At 72.9% G+C, this 22,022-nt stretch carries 22 protein-coding genes; 17 read left to right on the forward strand and 5 right to left on the reverse strand.

Annotated elements, in window-relative coordinates:
* Positions 1 to 213 precede the first annotated feature (213 nt).
* Positions 214 to 690, reverse strand: a complete 477-nt coding sequence (locus tag AC54T1_RS03640; protein ID WP_496911067.1) for an anthrone oxygenase family protein — start codon at positions 688 to 690, stop codon at positions 214 to 216.
* 117 nt (positions 691 to 807) lie between these two features.
* Positions 808 to 1,383 (reverse strand): NAD(P)H-dependent oxidoreductase, encoded by a 576-nt coding sequence (locus AC54T1_RS03645; RefSeq protein WP_496911259.1) that lies wholly within the window; start codon positions 1,381 to 1,383, stop codon positions 808 to 810.
* Here AC54T1_RS03645 and AC54T1_RS03650 point away from each other — a divergent pair.
* The 10 genes from AC54T1_RS03650 to AC54T1_RS03695 all read left to right on the forward strand — a co-directional run bounded on the left by AC54T1_RS03650 (position 1,372) and on the right by AC54T1_RS03695 (position 12,045).
* Entirely contained in the window at positions 1,372 to 1,740 is a 369-nt protein-coding gene (locus AC54T1_RS03650; RefSeq protein WP_496911260.1) for a winged helix-turn-helix transcriptional regulator, read from the forward strand. The genes AC54T1_RS03645 and AC54T1_RS03650 overlap by 12 nt on opposite strands.
* A gap of 53 nt (positions 1,741 to 1,793) precedes the next feature.
* The gene (locus tag AC54T1_RS03655; protein WP_496911068.1) at positions 1,794 to 2,762 is read left to right on the forward strand and encodes a hypothetical protein; all 969 of its coding nucleotides are present in this window, start codon (positions 1,794 to 1,796) and stop codon (positions 2,760 to 2,762) included.
* The gene (locus AC54T1_RS03660; protein ID WP_496911069.1) at positions 2,762 to 3,772 is read left to right on the forward strand and encodes an ABC transporter ATP-binding protein; all 1,011 of its coding nucleotides are present in this window, start codon (positions 2,762 to 2,764) and stop codon (positions 3,770 to 3,772) included. The genes AC54T1_RS03655 and AC54T1_RS03660 overlap by 1 nt, the downstream gene beginning before the upstream one ends.
* Complete coding sequence (locus AC54T1_RS03665; protein ID WP_484343975.1) at positions 3,769 to 4,623, forward strand: ABC transporter permease subunit; 855 nt, start codon at positions 3,769 to 3,771, stop codon at positions 4,621 to 4,623. The genes AC54T1_RS03660 and AC54T1_RS03665 overlap by 4 nt, the downstream gene beginning before the upstream one ends.
* A gap of 61 nt (positions 4,624 to 4,684) precedes the next feature.
* Positions 4,685 to 5,461 carry a hypothetical protein gene (locus AC54T1_RS03670; RefSeq protein ID WP_496911070.1) on the forward strand — a complete coding sequence of 259 codons (777 nt, stop codon included), beginning with the start codon at positions 4,685 to 4,687 and terminating at the stop codon, positions 5,459 to 5,461.
* A gap of 75 nt (positions 5,462 to 5,536) precedes the next feature.
* A complete protein-coding gene (locus AC54T1_RS03675; RefSeq protein ID WP_496911071.1) occupies positions 5,537 to 6,187 on the forward strand; it encodes an AraC family transcriptional regulator in 651 nt (216 codons plus the stop codon).
* Between the two features lie 75 nt (positions 6,188 to 6,262).
* Entirely contained in the window at positions 6,263 to 7,444 is a 1,182-nt protein-coding gene (locus AC54T1_RS03680; protein ID WP_496911072.1) for an epoxide hydrolase family protein, read from the forward strand.
* 15 nt (positions 7,445 to 7,459) lie between these two features.
* A complete protein-coding gene (locus AC54T1_RS03685; protein ID WP_496911073.1) occupies positions 7,460 to 8,983 on the forward strand; it encodes a sensor domain-containing diguanylate cyclase in 1,524 nt (507 codons plus the stop codon).
* An 86-nt stretch (positions 8,984 to 9,069) separates the two neighbouring features.
* Positions 9,070 to 9,240 carry a hypothetical protein gene (locus AC54T1_RS03690; protein WP_496911074.1) on the forward strand — a complete coding sequence of 57 codons (171 nt, stop codon included), beginning with the start codon at positions 9,070 to 9,072 and terminating at the stop codon, positions 9,238 to 9,240.
* 267 nt (positions 9,241 to 9,507) lie between these two features.
* Positions 9,508 to 12,045: a glycosyl hydrolase family 95 catalytic domain-containing protein gene (locus tag AC54T1_RS03695; protein WP_496911075.1), complete on the forward strand. Its 2,538-nt coding sequence runs from the start codon at positions 9,508 to 9,510 to the stop codon at positions 12,043 to 12,045.
* On the opposite strand, the gene AC54T1_RS03700 is transcribed toward AC54T1_RS03695, so the two are convergent.
* On the reverse strand, positions 11,943 to 12,557 hold the full coding sequence (locus AC54T1_RS03700; protein WP_496911076.1) for a GNAT family N-acetyltransferase: 615 nt from the start codon (positions 12,555 to 12,557) through the stop codon (positions 11,943 to 11,945). The two genes, AC54T1_RS03695 and AC54T1_RS03700, sit on opposite strands and share 103 nt — an antisense overlap.
* A gap of 91 nt (positions 12,558 to 12,648) precedes the next feature.
* On the opposite strand from AC54T1_RS03700, the gene AC54T1_RS03705 reads away from it, so the two are divergent.
* Positions 12,649 to 13,344 carry a nucleotidyltransferase domain-containing protein gene (locus AC54T1_RS03705; protein WP_484343982.1) on the forward strand — a complete coding sequence of 232 codons (696 nt, stop codon included), beginning with the start codon at positions 12,649 to 12,651 and terminating at the stop codon, positions 13,342 to 13,344.
* 34 nt (positions 13,345 to 13,378) lie between these two features.
* Here AC54T1_RS03705 and AC54T1_RS03710 read toward each other — a convergent pair whose 3' ends face one another.
* Positions 13,379 to 14,494, reverse strand: a complete 1,116-nt coding sequence (locus tag AC54T1_RS03710; protein WP_496911077.1) for an acyltransferase family protein — start codon at positions 14,492 to 14,494, stop codon at positions 13,379 to 13,381.
* Between the two features lie 66 nt (positions 14,495 to 14,560).
* Here AC54T1_RS03710 and AC54T1_RS03715 point away from each other — a divergent pair, with 66 nt between their 5' ends.
* From AC54T1_RS03715 to AC54T1_RS03725, 3 genes are all read left to right on the forward strand, one after another.
* Positions 14,561 to 15,172 (forward strand): YdeI/OmpD-associated family protein, encoded by a 612-nt coding sequence (locus tag AC54T1_RS03715; protein WP_496911078.1) that lies wholly within the window; start codon positions 14,561 to 14,563, stop codon positions 15,170 to 15,172.
* 43 nt (positions 15,173 to 15,215) lie between these two features.
* The gene (locus AC54T1_RS03720; protein WP_496911079.1) at positions 15,216 to 15,554 is read left to right on the forward strand and encodes a TfoX/Sxy family protein; all 339 of its coding nucleotides are present in this window, start codon (positions 15,216 to 15,218) and stop codon (positions 15,552 to 15,554) included.
* A 170-nt stretch (positions 15,555 to 15,724) separates the two neighbouring features.
* Positions 15,725 to 16,108 carry a hypothetical protein gene (locus AC54T1_RS03725; protein ID WP_496911080.1) on the forward strand — a complete coding sequence of 128 codons (384 nt, stop codon included), beginning with the start codon at positions 15,725 to 15,727 and terminating at the stop codon, positions 16,106 to 16,108.
* A gap of 166 nt (positions 16,109 to 16,274) precedes the next feature.
* Here the strand turns inward: AC54T1_RS03725 and AC54T1_RS03730 are convergent, their stop codons facing one another.
* Positions 16,275 to 17,696, reverse strand: coding sequence for a TrkH family potassium uptake protein (locus AC54T1_RS03730; RefSeq protein WP_496911081.1), 1,422 nt, complete (start codon positions 17,694 to 17,696; stop codon positions 16,275 to 16,277).
* Between the two features lie 428 nt (positions 17,697 to 18,124).
* On the opposite strand from AC54T1_RS03730, the gene kdpF reads away from it, so the two are divergent.
* Genes kdpF through kdpB form a run of 3 tightly spaced genes read left to right on the forward strand, consistent with a single transcriptional unit; the run spans position 18,125 to position 22,022 of the window.
* Entirely contained in the window at positions 18,125 to 18,223 is a 99-nt protein-coding gene (kdpF, locus tag AC54T1_RS03735; RefSeq protein ID WP_496911082.1) for a K(+)-transporting ATPase subunit F, read from the forward strand.
* Positions 18,220 to 19,884, forward strand: coding sequence for a potassium-transporting ATPase subunit KdpA (gene kdpA / locus AC54T1_RS03740; protein WP_496911083.1), 1,665 nt, complete (start codon positions 18,220 to 18,222; stop codon positions 19,882 to 19,884). The genes kdpF and kdpA overlap by 4 nt, the downstream gene beginning before the upstream one ends.
* Positions 19,881 to 22,022 carry a potassium-transporting ATPase subunit KdpB gene (gene kdpB, locus AC54T1_RS03745; RefSeq protein ID WP_496911084.1) on the forward strand — a complete coding sequence of 714 codons (2,142 nt, stop codon included), beginning with the start codon at positions 19,881 to 19,883 and terminating at the stop codon, positions 22,020 to 22,022. The genes kdpA and kdpB overlap by 4 nt, the downstream gene beginning before the upstream one ends.

Consider the following 22,022-nt stretch of genomic DNA (forward strand, 5'->3'; position numbering starts at 1 on the left):
CGTGCACCACAGACGATGAGAACCGGTGCCCACGGTGGGTTTCCCCAGACGACGCCGACGCGCTCCTCGAGGTGCCCGCCGGAGAGCTGAAAAGCATCGAGGCCCGGAGGAAGAAGTCGACGGACTCGGCCACGACGTCGGCCCTGGCGCGCGGGTCGTCGCCCCGGGCGAGTCCGTGCGCGACGTCGGCATGGCCACGGTGGTGGTCTCCGCTCAGCCGGCGGACGTGTGGAGGAGTAGGAGGACGGCGCCCGCGAGGGAGAGCAGGGCGCGGGCGTGGTTCGCCGTCGTCCAGGGCCGGTCGTAGCTGCGCCAGAGGTCCTCCGCATGAGCGGCGCGTCCCGGTGCGTCCGCACCCGGGGCTGCGGCCAGCCGGGTGTTGAGGGGGACGTTGACCGCCATGGTCAGGGCCCAGCCCGCGAGGTATCCCGCCCCTCCTGCCGCAGCCCACGCCGAGAGGTCGTCCGTGAGAGCGAGGACGAGTGCGGTCGCCGAGGCTGCCGCGGTGCCGAAGAACAGGAGCATGAACACCGGTCCCACGGCTCGCTCGTTGATCGCCACCATCGTCGCGATCGCGTCCTGCGGGGGCCGACGGCGCAACGCCGGCATGACGACGGCCGAGAACGCGACGTAGAAGCCGCCGACGGCGGCGGACCCCACGCCGGCGACGAGCGGTAGCCAGGTATCCATCCGCACAGGGTGACGCACCTCCCCGGCCCCGGGGAACCCCGCGCCCTCCTCAGCCGTGCTGCAGGTGGGCGCGCTCCGCGTCCTGCGTGAGGATCATGAGGAGCTCGGCAGGGGTCGTCAGGCCCGGGTCCGCGCCCCGCGCAGCGCTGCGATCTCCTGCCCGGCACGACGAGCGCCGGCCTCCGCCTTCTCCTTGAGCGCCGCGGCGACGTCCGTGAAGGCGTCCAGGGCGGGGTTCACCCCGACGAGGGTGAAGGGGCGCTCGACGACGCGCAGGTCGAGACCCAGCACGTCCGCGAGGATGCGGCGGAGCCACGGGGTCGAGTGGTCCCAGCCCTCGCGCGGGGTGCCGGGGGCGTAGTTGCCGCCCTGGCTGGTGACGAGGGTCGCGGGGACACCCTGGAGTGCGGTGCTGCCCGGGCCGAGGCGGCTGTCCGTGGCGAGGAGGTCGAACCAGAGCTTGGCGTGCTGCGACGGACCGAAGTTGTACAGGGGGATGGCGAGGAGCAGGGCGTCGGCGGCGATGACCTCGTCGGCGAGGGTGGCGGCGAGGGCGACGGCCGCCTGCTGTGCATCCGAGCGGTGGTCCTCCGGCGTGAACCCGGCGAGGACGGCGTCCTGCCATGCGGTGGCGGGGAGCGGGTCGGCGGCGAGGTCGCGGCGCACGACCGTCGAATCGGGGTGGGCGGCCAGCCACTCCTGCTCGACGAGGTCGGCGAGGGCGCATGTGACGCGATCAGCCTCGCCTTCACCATCCTCGGCAAGCGCTGGAACGCCGTGATCATCAAGGCGCTCGGTCCTGGGCCGTTGTCCTTCGCCGGGGTGCGCCGCGCGGTTGGCGGCATCAGCGACGCGGTCCTCTCCGACCGCCTGTCCGAGCTCACCGACGCCATGCTGCTCTCGCGGGAGGTCGACGCCGGCCCGCCCGTCGCGGTCCGCTACGCCCTCACCCCGGGCGGTCAGCGTCTCCTCCCCCTGCTCGAGCATTTGGGGGAGTGGGCGACCGACACCCTCGGCGCAGACTCGAGGCCCCCCCTTGGCAATCGGTAGCTCCGGGGTGAGACTCAGTATCTAGGCTTTGCCGACGCAAGGAGCAGATCGTCATGCGCCATCCCTCTGACCGCGTGCTCCACGACCTCACGGCCGAGCCTGCGCGCGTGGCCGACTCCGACCGGGATCACGTCTCCGGCTGCTCCCGCTGCCTCGGGCGTCTCGATGCACCGCTCGATGCCGCACGCGCTGCTCGGGCACTCCGTCGCGTGCTGCGCCACCCAGCGGTCGCGGCCGTGCTCGCGGTCGGCGTCGTCGCCGGTGCCGGCGCGGCGGCCGCCAACGACTGGCTGCCCGTCTTCCGCACCGAGCAGGTCGCGCCCGTGGCGTTCGACCCCGCGGACCTCGTCACCCTCCCTGACCTCAGCGCCTTCGGTGACGTCACGGTCGTCGGTGGTGACGAGCCGCGCACCGTGCCCGACGCCGCGACCGCCGCGGCGGAGACGGGCCTCGACGTGCCCACCTTCGCCGCCCTCCCGCAGGGCGTCACGGGGTCGCCGACCTACCTCGTCGGCGACGAGGCCACCGCGACCTTCACGTTCTCGGCGGACCGCGCGGCCGACGCCGCCGCAGCAGCCGGGACGACGCTCCCCGCACCGCCCGCGGGCCTCGACGGCAGCCAGGTGCAGGTGACCGGCGGCCCGGGCGTCGTCCAGACGTGGTCGCAGGAGCAGGGCATGCCGTCGCTCGTCGTCGGGCGGGCCGTCGCGCCCACGGCGTCGTCGTCCGGCGTGGACTTCGCGACCGCCCGCGACTACCTGCTGTCCCTCCCGGGGGTCCCGGAGGACGTCGCCGCGCAGCTGCGCACCTTCAGCGAGGACGGCACCACCCTCCCGCTGCCGGTCCCGGCAGACCGCGTCACCACCTCGAGCGCGACCGTCGGGGACGTGACAGCCACCGTCCTCGAGGTTCCCGAGGCGTCGCTGGCCGCCGTCGTCTGGGTCGAGGACGGCGTCGTCACGGTCGTCGGCGGGCCCCTCAGCACCGACGAGCTCCTCACCGTGGCGCGGACCCTCGGCTGATGGCCGAGGTCGTCGCGAGCCTCCCACCGTCGCCCGCGATCTGGTGCTCCGGGCTGCGCAAGCAGTACGGCAAGCGGCACGCGGTGCACGACGTCTCCCTCGAGGTCGGCCGCGGCCAGATCGTCGGGCTGCTCGGGCCCAACGGGGCCGGCAAGACGACCGTCATCAAGATGCTCCTCGGGCTCGTGCGGCCCGACGGCGGCGACGCCATGCTCCTCGGGCGCCCGACGTCGGAGCCCGCCGCCCGCGCCCGCGTCGGCTACCTTCCCGAGCTCTTCCGCTACCAGCCGTGGCTCACCGCCACCGAGCTCCTTGCGCTCCACGTCCGCCTCGCGGGGATCGACGTCCCGGTCGCGGAGCAGCAGGCGACGCTCGGGCTCGTCGGGCTCGGTGCGCGCACCGGGGACCGCCTGGGCGGGTTCTCCAAGGGGATGCAGCAGCGACTCGGCCTCGCCGTGGCGCTCGTCGCCCGTCCTGAGCTCGTCATCCTCGACGAGCCGACGAGCGCCCTCGACCCCCTGGGGCGGGCCGACGTGCGGGACATCGTCCTCGAGCTGCGCTCCCGCGGGGTCGCCGTGCTCCTCAACTCCCACCTCATCGGCGAGGTCGAGCGGGTGTGCGACCGGGTCGTCATCCTCGACCAGGGCCGGGTCGCCGCGTCCGGCACGCTCGCCGAGCTGCTCGGCCAGCGCGAGGTGCGGCTGCACCTCACCGGCCTCACGCCCGACGCTGAGGCGCGCCTCACCGCGACCGGCGTCACGGAGCACGCGGGGGAGTGGTGGACCGTCATGCTCGGGCTCGACGACGACGAGGCCGCCGTGCCCGCCCTCGTGCGGGACCTCGTGACGCTCGGCGCCCAGGTGCACGCCGTGGAGCCGGGACGGATCAGCCTCGAGGAACGGCTCCTCGGCATCCTGCGCGCGGGCCATCCGCAGGACGCCGGGGCGTCCGGCACCGCAGCGCCCGCGGGCGCGACCGACGGACGCCCCGACGCGGGAGGCCACCGATGAGCACCGTCCGCACCGCCCTGACCATCGCGGCCCTCACCGTCCGCGAGGCGTCCAGGCGCAAGGTCATCCTCGCCGTCCTCGGCCTCACCGTCCTGCTCCTCGCACTGAGCGCGTGGGGCTTCTCGCGGCTCGCGGCCGAGTCCGGTGGGCTGACGAGCGGCCAGGCGCGGCTCACCGCGTCGATCGTCCTCAACCTCGTGATGTTCGGGTTCAGCCTCATTGCCGCGCTCGGCACCGCGTTCCTCGCCGGCCCGACGCTCGCCGGGGAGACCGAGTCCGGCATCGCCCTCGCCATGCTCGCCCGGCCCGTCCGCCGCCCCGCGGTGCTCCTCGGCAAGTGGCTCGGGCTCGTCGCGTTCGGCACCGTGTTCGCGGTGCTCGCCGGGCTCGCGCAGTGTCTCGTCGTCCTCGCGACCGTCGACTACTGGCCACCTGACCCGGTGGCCGCGCTCGCGCTCCTGGCCGCGCAGACGGTCGTGCTGCTCACGCTCGCCCTGCTGCTCTCGACGCTCATCTCGCCGATGGCGTCGGGGGTCGTGGCCGTCGGGCTGTTCGGTGCGACGTGGATCGCCGGTGTCGTCGGCGGCATCGGTGCGTCCCTCGGCAACGAGTCCGTCGAGCGGGTCGGCACGGTGTCCCGCGTGCTCCTGCCGACCGACGGGCTGTGGCGTGGCGCGATGCACGCGTTCCAGGACCCGACGGCGCTCATCGCCTTCGGTGGGCCCGATGCCGTGGCGTTCCCGTTCCTCAGCGCCGACTCCCTCGCTCCCGCCTACCTCGCGTGGGCTGTCCTGTGGGTGGCGGTCGTCCTCGGACTCGCCGCGCTGTCGTTCCAGCGCAAGGACCTCTGACGCACCGTAGGGTCGGACCGCTGCGCCGCGAACGGCGCGACCACCCCCACGCGAGGAACACATGCACCCGACGTCGCTTGCCCAACCCCTGACCCAGCTGCACGCCCAGTCGGTGACGGAGCTCATCTCGGAGATCGCGAACCGTCCGGCCGTCCTGTTCTTCGGGGTGATCGTCCCGCTCGTCGTCGTCGCGGTCCTCGCGTCGGTGCTCGTGCGCAAGCGACGGCGCGAGGCGGCCCGGGTGTGGGCGACGTCCCGCGGCTGGACGTTCGCCGAGAAGGACCCGACCTACGACTCGCGCTGGGAGGGCCCACCGTTCGACGAGGACGCGCTCGTCGAACGCGCCGAGGAGGTCCTCACGGGCCAGTGGGACAGCCGTCCGGCCGCCGCGTTCCGGCACATCACCGAGGTGAAGTCGAACCGCAACGACACCTCGACGTCCCGGGACAACCGCACGACGACCACGCGGCACGTCGTGACCCTCACCGTGCCCGCAGGCCTCGGCGACCTCACGCTCACGCCCGCCGGGCTGGGCGACAAGATCCGCGCCCGCGCCGGCCGGGGCGACATCACCATCGGCAACGCCGCCTTCGACGCCGCCTGGACCGTGTCCTCACTGAACCCCGCGGACGTGCCGCGACTGCTCTCGTCGTCCGTCGTCGAGCGGCTCATGCGGGACGACGCGCGGACCATCGGGATCCGCGTCGACCACACCGACCTCCTCGGGTGGGCGAAGGGCGGAGCGAGCCTCTCCGAGATCGAGGCCCGGCTCACCGTCCTGGCGGACCTCGCGAAGCTCCTCCCGCAGACGCCGCGGGCCGGCTGGAGCGTCGACTGACGCGACGCCGATGGTGCACGTCGGGTGCTGCCGGAGTCTCGGCGACGCGCACGAGGACTCGACGAGAATGGGGCCATGTACCGGGAGTGGGAGCTGCCTCAGGCCGAGGTCCGGTGCGCCTGGTCGGTCGAGACGACGACGGGCGGCTGGTGGACCCAACCGGCGACGGAGTTCTGGGGGCTCGGGTTCGGCTCGACGGCGAACGGCGTGCGCGTCGAGCTCGTCGGTCCCGCCGCGCACCCTCAGCGCTTCGAGATGCTGGCCGGTGACCGGTTCTGGGGCGTCGAGCTGCAGGCGCACGTGTTCCTGCGCGCTCTCCCGAAGTCCTCGTTCGAGCAAGTGCAGGTCCTTCCGTCGACCCCGCTGACGTTCCGGCTGGGAGAGCGCGATCATCCGATCCCGGACGAGCACCACCTCGGGGAGCTCGTCGACGACCTCGTCGCGGGGGGCGTGCTGTCGACAGAACCGGCGGTGGCGCTCGCGCTCTCCGGGAGTGGACCGCAGGGTGGCCGGACCCTGCGCCGGCAGGTGCTCCAGGTCACCGGGCTCAACCGTCAGCAGATCGCCGGCATGGCCCGCGCCCGCGCCGCGTTCACGATGCTCAGCGACGGGACGGGTATCGGTGAGGTCGTGGAGCGGGCCGGGTACAGCGACCAGGCGCACCTCACCCGCTCTCTCCGCGCCCTGGTGGGCCGGACGCCGCGGGAGATCCTCTCCGGGCTGTAGGTCCGGGTGGCCACATCGTTCAAGACCGGAGCGAGGGCCACCCGAGACACTGGGGGCACACCGAAGGAGTTCACCGTGCCTCTCTCCCCGTTCCACATCCGCATCGATCCCGCTCGCATCACCCTCCTCGGGGAGCGGCTGGCGACCACGCTCTGGCCCAACGTCCCCGCCGGTCTCGACGGCCACGGCATCGCCGTGGACCGCGTGCGCGAGCTCGTCACCTACTGGCGTGAGACGTTCCGGTGGAGCGACTTCGCCGCGTCGCTGGACCAGCTCGAGCACCTCGTCCACGACGACGGCGACTACCCGCTGCACCTCGTGCGCGCCCGGGCTGAGCACCCCACGGGACTGCCGATCGTCCTGCTGCACGGATGGCCCGACACGTTCCTGCGCTACCGCAAGCTCATCCCTCTGCTCACGCAGGCCGGTCACGACGTCATCGTGCCGTCCCTGCCCGGCTTCGCCTTCTCCGGGCAACCCGACGAACCCCTGACCGTGGGAACCGCCAGGGAGCGCGTCCACGCGGCGCTGGTCGAGCTGGGTCTCACACGCTACGTGCTCCACGGCGGGGACTTCGGCAGCATCGTCGCGGACGAGATCGCGACGTCGCACCCCGACGAGGTCGCCGGTCTCCACCTGACGGACATCCCGTTCCCGAAGCAGTTCCTCGTCGACCGGGACTCGCTCGACGCCGAGGAGCGCGCCTTCTACGAGGCCTCGGACGCGTGGATGGAGAAGGCCGTCTACTTCACGGTCCAGTCCGCCGAACCGCTCACCCTCGCCTACGGTCTCACCGACTCGCCCGTGGGGCTCCTGGCCTGGATCGCTGACAAGTTCGACGCGCTCAGCGATGACGTCGACCCCGAGGACGTCGTCGGGCTCACGGCGCTGACCTGGCTGACCGGAACCGCGTGGTCGGGGCTCAGGCTGTACGCCGACGACCAGACCGACTGGGACGAGTCCGGGTGGGGCGCGGACGAAGGTGCCACCGACTGGTCCCAGGACGCCCCCGCGGGAGCGGCCGAGGGTGAACAGCGGTGGGGCGCTGTGGCGGAGAAGCCCCGCGCCGCGTTCTCGATCTTCCCGAGGGACATCGGGGTGCCACCGGAGGCGCTGGCCCGCCGGTTCTACGACGTCGTGCAGTGGACCACGCACGAGCGGGGCGGACACTTCGCGGCGACGGAGCGGCCCGAGGCCGTCGCTCATGACCTCCTGCAGGCGGCCTCGCTGTTCGGCCGGGGGTGCGCGGCCCGGTGATGAGATGATCGGGGCATGAACGTGCCGAGCCCGACACGCCCTGTCCTGCGATCCGTCCTGGGAGAGGCTTCCGGCCCGTCGTCCGCCCGCATCGAGCGGGCCCTGGGGCTGCTGCTCGAGGAGCTCGGCATGGAGGTCGCTTTCGTCGGCGAGCTCGACGCGGGGGAGCGCGTCATCACGCACGTCGCGCACGCGCCCGGGGTGACTCCCGTGCCCGTGGGCACGAGCCACCCCGTCGAGCAGACGCTCTGCCACCAGTTCATCACCGGCAGTGCCGGCCCGGTCGTCGCCGACGTGCGGGCGGACGCCGGGCTCGCGGCGCACCCCCACGCGGCGCTGTTCGACGTCGGTGCGTACGCCGGCGTGCCGCTGCTCGTCGACGGTGCCGTCGTCGGGACGTTGTGCTGCGCGTCGTCGTCAGCCGTCTCGGTGATCGAGGACAGGGTCGTCGCGACCCTGCAGACCGTCGCCGAGTACGTCAGCGCGCTCCTGCGCCCCGCGTCGACCGAACTCCAGACGGCGCCGGGCGCGAGCGAGCTCGAGCGCGTCGCCGGTGCGGTCGCGGAGAGCGGGACCCTCGAAGGTCTCACCCGCCCCCTGCTGGAGATGCTGCAGGCTGCGACCGGTCTCGACTCGACGTACCTCACCGCGGTCGACTGGGAGGCGGACGAGCAACGGATCCTCTACGCGCTGAACACGGCCGAGATGACGATCCCGGAGGACGCGGCCTTCGACTGGTCGGACACGCTGTGCCGGCGCTCGCTGGAGGAGGGCCGGGCGTGCACGACGGACGTCCCGTCGGTCTGGGGAGACTCCGCCGCGGCGCAGGCGCTCGGGATCCGCACCTATGTGAGCGTCCCGGTGATGGATGCGGACTCGACCGTCATCGGCACGCTGTGCGGCGCGAGCGGCAGCACCGTGGAGGTCGACCCCCGCAACCTCGCGACGATGCAGATGTTCGCCGTGCTCATCGGTCAGCAGATCGCCGCCCAGGCCAGCGCGGCGGCCGAGCAGCAGCGTGCCGCCGACCTCGAGTCCCGCCTCTCGGAGCTCGACGACCTCGCGCTGCGGGACCCGCTGACGGGGCTGTTCAACCGGCGCGGCATCGAGCGCTGGCTCGTCCTCGCGTCGGCCGACGTCCGCCCGGGCCTCGATCAGATCGCGGTCGGGTTCTGCGACCTCGACGGGTTCAAGCAGGTGAACGACACGCTCGGCCACGCCGCGGGGGACGACGCCCTGCGCCAGTTCGCCGGAGCGCTCCTCATGGTCGGCCGGGTGGGGGACCTGCACGGGCGCCTGGGCGGCGACGAGTTCGTCGTCGCCGCCGTGCTGCCCGCCGGCCCGGCGGCGCTCGCGGTGTGGACCAACCGGCTCCGGCGTGCGGCCCGCACGACGATCGTCGGAGGGTCGGGCACCCACGACGTCCACGCGAGCGTCGGCGTCGTGTCGTTCAGCGGACCGACGACCCCCGCGGAGGCACTCGCTGCTGCGGACGCGGCGATGTACGAGGACAAGACGAGCAGGCGCGCGTCGCGCTGACCGGCGGCGGGTCCCTCGAAGCCTCGCTCGGCGACCACCTCGAACCGCTCTACGCCACCCCGGACACCGTCGTGGACGAGCGCCAGATGCTGACGATCCTCGATCACGCCGGGGCGATCACTCCCGACCACACCGGCCATCCGCAGCCGTCCCCGCAGCGTGGCCTGTTCTGGGCACGCATCACGCAGGACAAGTGGCTCGGCGGCGTGTGCCTGGGCATCGCGGCGCGCGGCTGCTGCCTCCGGTCGCATCGGTGAGGGAGTACCAACGGCTCAGCGGTGCAGCCGGACGCGGCTAGCTGCACGAAGCCCGCCTGTCACGAGACGCCGCCGCACTCCAGGGTGGAAGCCGAACAGTCGACCACGTCCGTGGACGGCTCGGGCTCACCATGTCCTCTCGACACGCCGGACCGGAGATCATGGCCGGGGGAGTGCTCTGCACCAGACTGACCTCGGCCCGGCCACCGTCCGGCGAGCGCGACGGTGCGCTCGCGGTGGCCGCGCGCGAGAGGTGGTTGTGCAGGCATGGGGCACGTGAGCATCGACGACGGCGTCGGGACGCCGCACCGGCTGGTCAGGCTCGACGCATCCGCCCGGCAGTGGACGGACGCACTGCCCGTGGGCAACGGCCGGATCGGCGCGATGGTGTTCGGCCACACCGGCAGTGAGCGCATCCAGGTGAACGACGAGACGTGCTGGACCGGTGGACCGGGCCGCGGTGACGTCGCGCCGCTCGCCGGGCCGGGCGGCGGACCCGGGCGGGTCGCAGCTGCGCGGGCGGCGCTCGCCGCCGGGGACGTCGCCGCCGCGGAGGACCACGTCCGGGCCGTGCAGAGCGGCAACCCCGAGGCGTACCAGCCGCTCGTCGACCTCGTTCTCAGCAGCACGCCGGGCGCGGTCTCCGGCTACGCACGGACGCTCGACCTGCGCGACGGCGTCGCGCACCACGCGTGGGTCTCGGACGACGGCGTGCGCCACGAGCAGGACGTCCTCGTGAGCCACCCCGACGACGTCCTCGTCGTCGAGCGGCGCACGTCGGTCCCGGCGGACCTCACGGTCCGGCTCGCATCACCGCACCCGTGGGTAGCAGCACCGGCGGCCGCGGACCACACGGGCGACGTGGTCCTCGCCGTCGTGCAGATGCCCACCCACTCGACGCCGTCGTGGCCCCCGGGCTCGACGCAACCCGTGCGGTACGAGGGCGCGGGCGTGCTCGCCGTGGTGGGGACGACGGTCGTCAGCGACGGCGACGTCGCCACCGTGGACGGCGAGGTGCGCGTCACCGGAGCGACGAGGACGGTCGTGCTCCTCACGACCGCGACCGACCACACGCGGGGCGTGACGGCGCTCCACGGTGACGTCGGAGTCCTGCAGGACGCGGTGTTCGGCACCTTGCGCTCTGCTGTCCCGGGTGACGGCGTGCCGGACGCGGGACGCCTCGCGCTTCACCTGAGGGAACGCCACGTCGCTGACCACCGGGAGCTCATGGGCCGGGTCACGCTGGACCTCGGCGCACCCCGTCCGGGCATCACGCAGGAGCGTCTCGAGGCGGTCGCGCGGGGCGAGGACGATGCGGACCTCGCCGCCCTGGCGTTCGACGTCGGGCGCTATCTCCTCGTCGCGTCGTCGCGCCCCGGCGGCCTGCCCTCGAACCTCCAGGGCATCTGGAACGAGCGGCTCGACCCGCCGTGGCACGCGAACTACACGCTGAACATCAACACGGAGATGAACTACTGGCCGGCGCTCGTCACCGGTCTCGCGGAGTGCCACGAGCCGCTCCTGGCGTTCCTGCCGGTCCTCGCGCGCCGCGGCGCCGTGGCGGCCCGCGAGCTCTACGGGCTGCCGGGCTGGACGGCACACCACAACGCCGACCCCTGGGGCTTCTGCCTCCCGACCGGCGACGGGAACGAGGAACCGTCGTGGTCGTTCTGGCCCATGGCCGGCGCGTGGCTGTCCCAGCACGTCGGGGACCACGTCGACGTCACGGGGGACACCTCGGTCCTCGCGGACGGGTGGCCGGTGGTCGTCGAGGCGGCGAGGTTCGTGCTCGCCTGGCTCGTCGAGCGCGGCGACGGCACCCTCGGCACGTCGCCCTCGACGAGCCCGGAGAATACCTACCTCCTGCCCGACGGCACGCGCGCGGCACTCGACGAGAGCACCACCGCGGACCTCGCGATCGTCCGCGGGCTCCTCGCGCAGGTCCGGGACCTCGCGCCGGTCGCCACCCGGGAGGGTTACGCCCGACCGGGGGACGACGAGGTGGCCGCCGCCGCCGTGGCGGCTCTCGAGCGCCTGCCCGCCGAGCGGGTCGCCCCCGACGGGCGGCTCGCGGAGTGGTCGACGGACGTCGCCGACGCGGAACCCGGGCACCGGCACCAGTCGCACCTCTACGGGGTGTTCCCGGGCACGACGATCGACCCGGCCACCGCACCGGAGCTCGCTGCCGCCGCCGCCCGGACGCTCGTCGAGCGCGGCCCGCACTCGACGGGCTGGTCGCTCGCGTGGCGCACCGCGCTGTGGGCGCGCCTCCAGGACGCCGACGGTGTCGCTCGGAGCGTCCGGGCGGCCCTCCACCCCGTCGACGCACCGCCCGGGGCACTCGGGGAGTCCGGGCCGGACGCCGTCGCCCCCGGAGAGGTGGGTGGCGCCCACCGGACGATGCTCTGCGCCCACCCGCCGTTCCAGATCGACGGGAACTTCGGTATCACCGCAGCGATCGCCGAGGCGCTCGTGCAGGCCCACCGCGTGGGTCCCGACGGCGTCCGCGAGGTCCACGTCCTCCCGGCGTGCCCGTGGCCTGACGGTTCGGTCAGGGGCCTGCGCACACGGGGCGGGTTGACCGTGGATGTGGACTGGGCGGCGGGGCGACCAGAACGCGTGACCCTCGGTGCCGTGCGCGACACGGTGGTCGCCGTGCGGTCGGGCGCCACGACGGTGCGGGTCGCGGTGCCCGCGGGGCGTCAGGTGACGGTGGCGTTCCCCGACGGACCGACCGAGCCGGGGACCGTTCCTCCGAAGATCTCGAACGTCGGGCCCCCGTCCGTGACGACGAGCCGCCCCTGACGTGTGAGACCGAGCGCGTCGTAGAAGAGTGCGGCCCCGGGGTCAGCGGTCTCGAGGTGGACGGCGAGCCCGGTGGCCGCAGCGCGAGCGAACCCGGGCGCCAGGACGCTCCTGCCCAGGCCACTGCGCTGACGGTCGGGGTCTACGGCGAGGAGGTTGAGATAGGCGTGGGGCTCGTCCGGCGTGAAGCGGCGAAGGCCCGACAGGGCCTGCCCGACGTGCCGCGCGCGCTCCGGCCCGACGAGCGCGGCGAGCAGGCCGGAGGTGCTCGGGAGCGCTGGGACGGCGACCGGGTCCCCGGGCAGACGCCATGCAGCGGCGGCTGCGAGCTGCCCGTCCGTGCGGAGCACGTCGACGTGATGGTGCTCGAGGTACTCCTCCGCGAACAGGCCGAGCCATGCCGACGTCGCGTGGGGTCGGAGGTCGGCGTCCGGGAAGATCCATGCCATGAGGGGGTCGTCCTGGTAGGCGCGCGCGAGGAGCGTCCTGACCTCTCGGGCGGTGGCTGGCACCAGTTCACGTTAGACCGTGCGTCGCCGCGGGCGCCAGAGGTGGCCGAAGAGCCGGGGGCGCAGCTGGCAGCGTGTTCACTAGCATCGACGCATGGATCACCTGTCGGTCGCCCGCCGGTTCGTCGAGAAGCAGTACCCGCAGGCCACCACCGTGGTCCTCGCCGGCAGCACGTCGCGCGGCACCCGGACGGCGACGAGCGACATCGACCTGCTCATCGTCGGCCCCGAGACGATGTTCGAGCCGGCGGCCGACAGCCGAGCGGAGACGCACGCGTTCGACGGCGAGGTGTTCGAGGTGTTCGCGTACACGCCCGCGGGGTTCGAGGAGTGGGCGCGGTCCCGCGTCGCGCAGTTCCGTCCCGTCATCGTCCACATGCTCCTCGAGGGCGTCGCGATCCGGGGCGGTACCGAGCTCGACGCGCTGCGCGCCACGTGGCAGCCGGTCATCGACGCCGGTCCCACGCCGGCCGCACACGACCTGGACATGCTGCGGTACGTCGTCACCGACCTGCTCGACGACCTCGTCGACGCCACCGACCCCCTCGAACAGCGCATCGTGGCCGGCGTCCTCCTCGAGAAGATCACGACCCTGCTGCTGCTCAGCGACCACCGATGGATCGGAGCCGGGAAGTACCAGGCCCGTCGGCTGCGCGAGTGGAATCCCGTGCGGGCCGAGCGGCTCGCGACCGCCTTCCTCGCCGACGACGCCCACGCCTTCGCGGACGCGGTGCGGGCCGAGCTCGAGACGGTCGGAGGCCGCCTGCAGGACGGGTTCGTGCGAGGGTGACCGGCGGCGGCCGACGTCTCTGACGGCTCCGGCGTCAGTTCGATACCGCGGGCGACAACACCGTGCGCCGGGGCGGGACGAGGAGCCACGGCGCCCGACGCAGCACCGTGTCCGCGAGCCGCAGCGGCAGCGCGACGCCGAGGACGGCGAGCGCCGGGACCGTCAGGACGACGACGAACCCGGCGACCGGGTCCGCGAGGAGCCCGTCGGGGGCGAGGTGCACCGCGAGGACGACGAGGTGGATGAGCACCGGGTGGACGAGGTACACGGGCAGGGTCCGGGCGGCGACGTACCGGGCCACCCCGGCGCAGCCGGCGCTGAGGCCGACGCTGAGGACGATCATCGTCACGAGCCCGACGACGGTGAGGACGGGGCGCCAGACGGACCCCGCCGCGTCGCTGCCGAGCAGGAGCGTGCCACCCACGAAGGCCCAGCCTCCGAGGGTGACGGTCGCCCGCCGGGGGAGCCGGGCGACGCGCTCGACGACCGCACCGCCGAAGCACCCGGCCATGAACCAGAAGGCCGTGAGCGACCAGCGCGCACCGGTCGTCGCCACGGGCCCGGGGAGGTGCCCGTCTCCCCAGGCCGTGAGGAACGGCGCGGCGAGGAGCGCAGCGAGGGTCACGGCGAGGGCCCAGGAGCAGCGCGCGCGCATGAGCCGGGCGGCGACGAAGAACACGACGAGCGCCGGGAGGTACCAGTAGCCGCCGCCGAGCGCGGCGGCGTCCGCGAGGATCGCGAGGAAGCCCGCCCAGGGCCGGGAGGGCTCCCGGGCGAGGGCGACGACGAGAGCGAGCGGGACGCTCCACAGGAGGAACGGCCACAGCAGGTGCGCGACGCGTGGTCGCAGGACCGCGCCCCAGGGGCGGCTGAGCGCACGTGCCGCGAGCAGCCCGGAGACGAGGAAGAACAGGGGCATCCGGACGGGGAGGAGTGCCGAGGAGAACCCTGTGATCACCGTGAGGGCGACGTCGTCGCGGCCGGGCACGAGGTATGCGGTCGTCGCCGTGCACGCGTGGTGGAGCACGACGAGGACGATCGCCAGGGCTTTTGCGACGTCGTACCAGGCGGTGCGGACGACCGCGGGTGGCTCGGCGGCGGGAGGCTCGGCGGGGAGGGGTGCGGCGCCGGCGCTGGAGGGGGCGCTCACGGGGAGGATCTTTGCACAGCGGGCCAGCGGACAGCCCCTGACCGCCCGGGGTGGGAGGCTCGTCCTATGGAGAACGCGCAGCCGTCCGACCTCCTCGTCGTGCCCGACGTCCGTGCGTGGCGCGCCTGGCTCGACGCCCACGAGCACTCGTCGGACGGTGTGAGCCTCGTCCTCGCGAAGAAGGGCGTCACCGAGCCGACGTCGCTCACCTATGCCGAGGCGCTGGAGGAGGCGCTGTGCAGCGGGTGGATCGACGGGCGCCGCAACGCCCGCGATGCCACGACGTTCCTGCAGCGCTTCACGCCCCGCCGGGCGTCGTCCATCTGGTCGCAGCGCAACGTGGGCTTCGTGGCTGAGCTCGTCGAGTCCGGGCGGATGCGTCCCCGCGGGCTCGCGGAGGTCGACCGGGCGAAGGCCGACGGGCGCTGGGACCGGGCGTACCCCGGGCCGGCATCGGCCGAGGCGCCGGAGGACCTCCAGCGGGCGCTCGACACGTCTGCTGTTGCGGTCGCGCGGTTTGCCAGCCTCTCCCGGTCAGACAGGTACGCGATCATCCACCGGGTCCTCACCGCTCCGAGTGCCACCGCACGCGCCGAGCGTGTGCGGGCGGCCCTCGCCCGGATGGAGGCTGACGGGGGTCCGGAACCGGCGATGCCGGGCGAACCCGGGGAGCCGTAGGGTCACGAGAACCAGAGCGCGACCGCACAGGACGGAGCGAGACATGACCGCAGAGCAAGACGCGTTGGCCGAGCGCGTGCGAGCGGTCCTGCCAGCCGCCCGCACGCTGCGTGAGGTGAAGATGTTCGGCGGGTTGTCGTTCATGGTCGACGACGCGATGGTCGTCGCGGCCGGTCCGTCCGGCGACCTGCTCGTGCGGTGCGACCCGTCCCGGTACGACGAGCTCGTCGTCGTCCCCGGTGCCAGGGCGGCCGTCATGGGGGCCGAGCGACCGATGGGCCGGGGGTGGATCACCGTCTCCCCGGAGGGGGTCGCCGCCGACGACCAGCTGGGCTTCTGGGTGGCGGTCGGCGCGGAGGGCGCTCGACGGCACACCCGCTGACCGTCCCGGAGCCCACGCGGTAGTTCGAGTCGAAAATTGGTCCCTCATCCTTGCCGCAGGTCTGGCTGTAGTGGGAACGTTCGTTGTCCGGGATGCCCGCTGGAGCGTCTTTTCCCCGATTGGCACCGGCGATGCTCCTCGCCGACGTGTAGCTGCATGAAGGGTTCGCCATGTCTTTGACCACGTGTGCTGAACGAGGACGCCGACCGGCGGCCCTCGCCGCGATCGCGCTGAGTTCGACGAGTGGCGCCCGGGCGTATGCGGGCGATGGAACACTGGACGAGCGGTTTGCGCCGGTGCATATGGGTGGTCTCGGTCTTTCCGTGCTGGCGTTGGCTGTGGTCGCGATGGTGCCCCGGGTCTCGGTGCTGGTGATGTCGTGGCTCTTCGGGGTCGCTGGTCTGAGCATCATCGCGGCGATGGGAAGCGGCGTGGGTGACGCGGGACCTCGGGTGCTCGGCTGGATGTCCGCTGTCATCGCCATGGCGATGGTCGCCGTGGCAGCCACTGCGGCTGCTGACGCGGCCCAGAACCGGCCGGTTTCCCGGCTGTGAGCACAAGAGCGGATGCTCTGGACAACGTCCTTAGCCTCTGGGCAGTGCAACGCCTCGCCGCGGTCGCGATGCAGGCGCAGGGCCTGCGACGGCCGAGCGTCGCGCGTCTCGACCGTGCCTGATCCCGAGCGCCCGTGCCACCTCGCTGCACCTCACTGCACTGCGCTCACCCGACGATCGGCGCGCTCTCCGGCAACCGGATGAGCCGCTGCTTGTCCCGCAGGGCGAGGGAGGTGCCGAGTGCCACGGGACCGAGCCGTCCGATGAACATCAGTGCGCAGAGCACCAGCTGCTGCCAGCCGTCCAGGCTGGCGGTGATCCCGGTCGACAGCCCGACGGTGGCGAACGCCGAGACGACCTCGTAGAGCACCTCGTCCGAGGTGAACGGCGACGTCATCGTGAGGAGGATCGTCGGGAGCGCTACGGCCGCCACCCCCAGGAGCGCCACGGCGAGGGCTTGCCGCTGGGCGGTGGGCGCGATGCGGCGGTCGAAGACCACGGCGTCCGGGTCGCCCCGCAGCTCCGCCCAGATGACGACGAGCAGCACCGTGAAGGTCGTGATCTTGATGCCTCCGGCCGTGCCACCGCTCCCCCCGCCGACGAACATGAGGATGTCCGACCCCAGCCACGTGCCGTTGTTCATGGCGGCGATGTCCACGCTGTTGAAGCCCGCCGTGCGCGGCATCGCCCCCTGGAAGAACCCGGCGAGCAGCTTCCCGGGCACGCTCATCGGGCCCAGCGTCCCGGGGTTCGCCCATTCCGCGACGGTGACGAACGCGCCGCCCCCGACGAGGAACACCGCCGTCATCGTCAGGGTGATCTTCGTGTGCAGGCTCCACCGGCGGGGCCGCCGGGGTGTGCGCCAGACCTCGAGCAGGACGGGGAACCCGATTCCGCCGATGACGACGGCGGCGATGATCGGCAGGCTGATCCACGCATCGGTCGCGAAGCCCACGAGGTTGTCCGGGTAGAGGGCGAACCCGGCGTTGTTGAACGCGGAGACGGAGTGGAAGACGCCGAGCCAGACGGCCCTGCCGAGCGGTTCCCCGTACTCGCCGGCGAACCGACCGGTGAGCACGAGGGCCGTCCCCGCCTCGACGACGACGGTCACTGCGCCGATGCCCAGGAGCGCGAACCGGACGTCGCCGAGGCCGACGGTGCGCGTCGCGGAGGCGCTGACGAGCCGGGTGCTGATCCCGAGCCGCCGGGAGATCAGGAGCCCGAGCAGGGACGCGAGCGTCATGATGCCGAACCCGCCCACCTGGATGAGCACGAGGACGACGACCTGCCCGAACGCGCTCCAGTGCGTCGCCGTGTCGACGACGATCAGCCCGGTGACGCACACGGCCGACGTCGCGGTGAACAGGGCCTCGAGCACGGTCGCGCCCCGCTCCGCGCTCGCGACCGGCAGGAGCAGGAAGGCCGTGCCGACGCCGATGGCGGCGAGGAACCCGGCCGCGACGAGCTGCCCGGGCCGACGGCGGCGGCCCGGGTGCGAGCTGCGCGGCGAGGCGACGCGGGCGCTGCCTCTCGGGATCGGCCGGGTGGGCCGCCGCAGCAGCGTGAGTGGTGGCACGAGACCGTGCATGGTGAGCAGGCTCCAGAGGACGTGCCCGCTCCGGCGGAGAGGCGCGAGTCACGCTAGCGCTCGGACGGGGCGCAGGACGGGGATCCGTGGCTCCCCACGCAAACTTTGACGCAACCTTGACGGCGAACCGGCGGCAGCCCCACAGCTCCTCTCCTGGGCGGGCCAGTGCCGCGGCGTCAGAGGTGCGTCAAGGCTGCGGTGCCGGCGTCAAGGTCGCGTCAAGAGAGGTCGGCAGGGGCGTGGAGCGGGCATAGAACAGGTCTGCGCCCCGCCCGTGGTGCGCCGGCGTCCAGTGACGTCCGACCGACGTTCGAAGGCATCACTCCTATGGCCGACGCGGCCTTCATCGTGTGTACCGTGGCGAGCTTCGCCGCCCTCGCAGCCAGCATGCGGGTCCTCGCCCGCACCGACCGCCGACAGGACCGGTCGTGAGCGGCGAGGACTGGGTGGGCCTCGTCCTCGCCGCCGTCCTGCTCGGCTACCTCGTCCGGGCGCTGCTGCGCCCCGACCGCGGGGGTGACCGATGAGCCCGGTCGCTGCGGCGGTCGCGCAGATCGCCCTGCTCCTCGTCCTGCTCGCCCTCGTCCACCGGCCCCTGGGCGCCTACCTGGCCCACGTCTACACGTCCGGAACGCACCTGCGCGTGGAACGTCTCGGCTACCGCCTCATGCGGGTGGACCCCGACGCCGAGCAGCGGTCCACCTCCTACGCGTTCTCGCTGCTGGGTTTCTCGCTCGCGTCCCTGCTCGTCCTCTACGGGCTGGGCCGGCTGCAGCACCTGCTGCCCCTCGACCTCGGGATGGCGCCGTTCGACCCCGCCGGGGCCTGGAACACGGCCGTCTCGTTCGTGACGAACACCAACTGGCAGTGGTACTCCGGTGAGAGCGCCGCAGGGCACCTGCTGCAGATGGCCGGCCTCGCCGTGCAGAACTTCGTGTCCGCCGCCGTCGGCATCGCGGTGGCGATCGCGCTCGTGCGCGGCTTCCAGCGTGCTGGCACGGACGCCCGGATCGGGAACTTCTGGTCGGACCTCACACGGACCTGCGTCCGGGTGCTCCTGCCGCTGGCCTTCCTCGCCGCGCTCGCGCTCGTCGCGACCGGCGTCATCCAGAACCTCGACGGCCACACCGCCGCACAGACCCTCACCGGGGGCACCCAGAGCGTCCTCGGCGGACCGGTCGCCTCCCAGGAGGCCATCAAGGAGCTCGGCACCAACGGCGGCGGGTTCTTCAACGCCAACTCCGCGCACCCCCTGGAGAACCCGAGCCCGCTGAGCAACCTCCTGGAGATCTTCCTCATCCTCCTCATCCCCTCCGCGCTGCCGAGGGCCTTCGGCCTCATGGTCCGCGACACCCGCCAGGGCTGGGCCGTCCTCGCCGTGATGTCGACGCTGTGGATCGGCTCCCTCGCGCTCCTCACGTGGGCCGAGATGAGCGGACCGGGGCTCGCCGCACAGGCGGCGGGCGCCGCGATGGAGGGCAAGGAGGTCCGCTTCGGCACCGCGGGCTCCGCGCTGTTCGGTGCGGCCACGACCGGGACGTCCACGGGTGCGGTCAACGCGATGCACGACTCCTTCACCGCACCCGGTGGCGGGCTCGTCCTGTTCAACATGCTCCTCGGGGAGGTCGCCCCCGGCGGCGTGGGCAGCGGTCTCTACGGGATGCTCGTCCTCGCCATCGTCGCGGTGTTCGTCGCCGGGCTCATGGTCGGACGGACGCCCGAGTACCTCGGCAAGAAGATCGGGCGCCAGGAGATGACGCTCGTCGCGCTGTACATCCTCACGATGCCGGCGCTCGTCCTCGCCGGGACGGCCCTCGCCGTCGCGCTCCCCGCGGGCCAGGCGGGCATCCAGGAGGCCGGGCCCCACGGGCTGTCCGAGGTGCTCTACGCGCTGGCGTCCGCGAGCAACAACAACGGGTCGGCGTTCGCCGGGCTGACCACGGCCACCCCGTTCTACAACACCCTGCTCGGGGTCGCGATGCTCGCGGGACGCTTCATCCCCATCGTCCTCGTCCTCGCTCTCGCCGGACGCCTGGCCTCCCAGACGAGCGTGCCGCCGACCGCCGGCACGCTCGCGACCCACCAGCCCGTGTTCGTCGGGCTCCTCGCGAGCGTCACGCTCGTCGTCGTGGGTCTCACCTTCATCCCCGTCCTGTCCCTCGGCCCGATCGTGGAGTCCCTGTCATGACCGCATCGACGCTCAACCCTCCCGACGCACCACCGCTGCCGCTGCCGCGGCAGTCCACGAGCACCCTCACGTGGACGAGCCTGCGGGCCGCGCTGCCCGGCGCCGTCCGCAAGCTCGACCCACGGGCGCTCGCTGCCTCCCCCGTCATGCTCGTCGTCGAGGTGGGGGCGGTGCTCACCACGGTGCTCGCCGTCCTCGACCCGTCCGTGTTCGCCGTGTCGATCGTCGTGTGGCTGTGGGCGACCCTGCTGTTCGCGACGCTCGCCGAGTCCGTCGCCGAGAGCAGGGGCCGGGCCCAGGCGTCGAGCCTGCGCGCCACCCAGCAGCAGACCACCGCTCGTCGCGTCTCCGCCGACCAGGCGCACGGGGCGCGGGGTCAGCGGCTCGCTGACCTGCCCTCGGAGGCCGTGCCGTCGTCCGAGCTGCGGGTCGGTGACCTCGTCGTCGTCCGAGCCGGGGAGACCATCCCCGGCGACGGGGACGTCGTCGAGGGAGCGGCCTCCGTGGACGAGTCGGCCATCACGGGCGAGTCCGCGCCGGTCATCCGGGAGTCCGGCGGTGACCGGTGCGCGGTGACCGGTGGCACCACGGTGCTGTCCGACACGATCGTCGTCCGGATCACGGCGCCCGCCGGGTCGACGTTCGTCGACACGATGATCGCGCTCGTCGAGGGGTCCTCCCGCCAGCGCACGCCCAACGAGATCGCGCTGAACATCCTGCTCACGTCCCTGACGGTCGTGTTCCTCCTCGCCGTCGTCACGCTCCAGCCGTTCGCCGTGTACTCCGGCTCGCGCCAGTCGCTCATCGTCCTCACGGCGCTCCTCGTGTGCCTCATCCCGACGACCATCGGGGCCCTGCTCTCCGCCATCGGGATCGCCGGCATGGACCGGCTCGTGCAGCGCAACGTGCTGGCGATGTCCGGTCGTGCGGTCGAGGCGGCGGGCGACGTGGACGTGCTGCTGCTCGACAAGACGGGGACCATCACCTACGGCAACCGGCAGGCCACCGACCTCGCCGCCGCGCCCGGAGCCACCACGGACGAGCTCGCCGGGGCGGCCCGTCTGGCGTCGCTCGCCGACGACACCCCCGAGGGACGCAGCATCGTCCTGCTCGTCGACTCCCGTTCGCCCGGGTCGCTCGCCGACGACGGGGCCGTCCCCCGTGGTGAGCTCGTCGCCTTCAGCGCCTCCACCCGGATGAGCGGCATCGACCTCGCGGCCGACGCGGCGGAGCCGAGGACGGTCCGCATCCGCAAGGGCGCCGCGTCCGCGGTGCGCGCCTGGGTCTCCTCCACCGGGGGCACCACGCCGGACGAGGTGCAGGCGCTCGTCGACGCCGTGAGCGCGAGCGGTGGCACCCCGCTCGTCGTCGCCCGCCAGGTCGGCGACGACCCGGCACGCGTCCTCGGGGTGGTCCACCTCAAGGACGTCGTCAAGGAGGGGCTGCGGGAGAGGTTCGACGAGCTGCGTGCCATGGGCATCCGCACGGTCATGGTCACCGGCGACAACGCGATCACGGCCCGCGCGATCGCCGCGGAGGCCGGGATCGACGACGTCCTCGCGGAGGCCACCCCGGAGGACAAGCTCGCGTACATCCGGCGTGAGCAGTCCGGTGGCCGTCTCGTCGCGATGGCCGGGGACGGCACCAACGACGCCCCCGCGCTGGCCCAGGCGGACGTCGGCGTCGCGATGAACACGGGGACCTCGGCCGCCAAGGAGGCCGGGAACATGGTCGACCTCGACTCGGACCCCACGAAGCTCATCGACATCGTCCGGGTGGGCAAGCAGCTGCTCATCACCCGTGGCTCGCTCACGACGTTCTCGATCGCCAACGACGTCGCCAAGTACTTCGCCATCCTCCCGGCGATGTTCATGGTGGTCTTCCCCCAGCTCGGGGTGCTCAACGTCATGGGGCTGGAGAGCCCGGAGTCGGCGATCCTCTCCGCGGTCATCTTCAACGCCCTCATCATCGTCGTGCTCATCCCGCTCGCCCTGCGGGGGGTCGCGTACCGGCCTGTCGCGGCGTCCGTGATGCTCCGACGCAACCTGCTCGTCTACGGGCTCGGGGGCCTCGTCGCCCCGTTCCTCGGCATCAAGATCATCGACCTGTTCGTCTCACTCATCCCCGGGATCGGCTGA

The sequence above is a fragment of the Sanguibacter sp. Z41_6 genome, from assembly GCF_059621145.1.

Coding starts and splice junctions, on each gene's coding strand:
- AC54T1_RS03640 (WP_496911067.1), bottom strand. CDS start 690: ATGGATACCTGGCTACCGCTCGTCGCCGGCGTGGGGTCCGCCGCCGTC.
- AC54T1_RS03655 (WP_496911068.1), top strand. CDS start 1,794: ATGCGCCATCCCTCTGACCGCGTGCTCCACGACCTCACGGCCGAGCCT.
- AC54T1_RS03660 (WP_496911069.1), top strand. CDS start 2,762: ATGGCCGAGGTCGTCGCGAGCCTCCCACCGTCGCCCGCGATCTGGTGC.
- AC54T1_RS03665 (WP_484343975.1), top strand. CDS start 3,769: ATGAGCACCGTCCGCACCGCCCTGACCATCGCGGCCCTCACCGTCCGC.
- AC54T1_RS03670 (WP_496911070.1), top strand. CDS start 4,685: ATGCACCCGACGTCGCTTGCCCAACCCCTGACCCAGCTGCACGCCCAG.
- AC54T1_RS03675 (WP_496911071.1), top strand. CDS start 5,537: ATGTACCGGGAGTGGGAGCTGCCTCAGGCCGAGGTCCGGTGCGCCTGG.
- AC54T1_RS03685 (WP_496911073.1), top strand. CDS start 7,460: ATGAACGTGCCGAGCCCGACACGCCCTGTCCTGCGATCCGTCCTGGGA.
- AC54T1_RS03690 (WP_496911074.1), top strand. CDS start 9,070: ATGCTGACGATCCTCGATCACGCCGGGGCGATCACTCCCGACCACACC.
- AC54T1_RS03695 (WP_496911075.1), top strand. CDS start 9,508: ATGGGGCACGTGAGCATCGACGACGGCGTCGGGACGCCGCACCGGCTG.
- AC54T1_RS03705 (WP_484343982.1), top strand. CDS start 12,649: ATGGATCACCTGTCGGTCGCCCGCCGGTTCGTCGAGAAGCAGTACCCG.
- AC54T1_RS03715 (WP_496911078.1), top strand. CDS start 14,561: ATGGAGAACGCGCAGCCGTCCGACCTCCTCGTCGTGCCCGACGTCCGT.
- AC54T1_RS03720 (WP_496911079.1), top strand. CDS start 15,216: ATGACCGCAGAGCAAGACGCGTTGGCCGAGCGCGTGCGAGCGGTCCTG.
- AC54T1_RS03725 (WP_496911080.1), top strand. CDS start 15,725: ATGTCTTTGACCACGTGTGCTGAACGAGGACGCCGACCGGCGGCCCTC.
- AC54T1_RS03730 (WP_496911081.1), bottom strand. CDS start 17,696: ATGCACGGTCTCGTGCCACCACTCACGCTGCTGCGGCGGCCCACCCGG.
- kdpA (WP_496911083.1), top strand. CDS start 18,220: ATGAGCCCGGTCGCTGCGGCGGTCGCGCAGATCGCCCTGCTCCTCGTC.
- kdpB (WP_496911084.1), top strand. CDS start 19,881: ATGACCGCATCGACGCTCAACCCTCCCGACGCACCACCGCTGCCGCTG.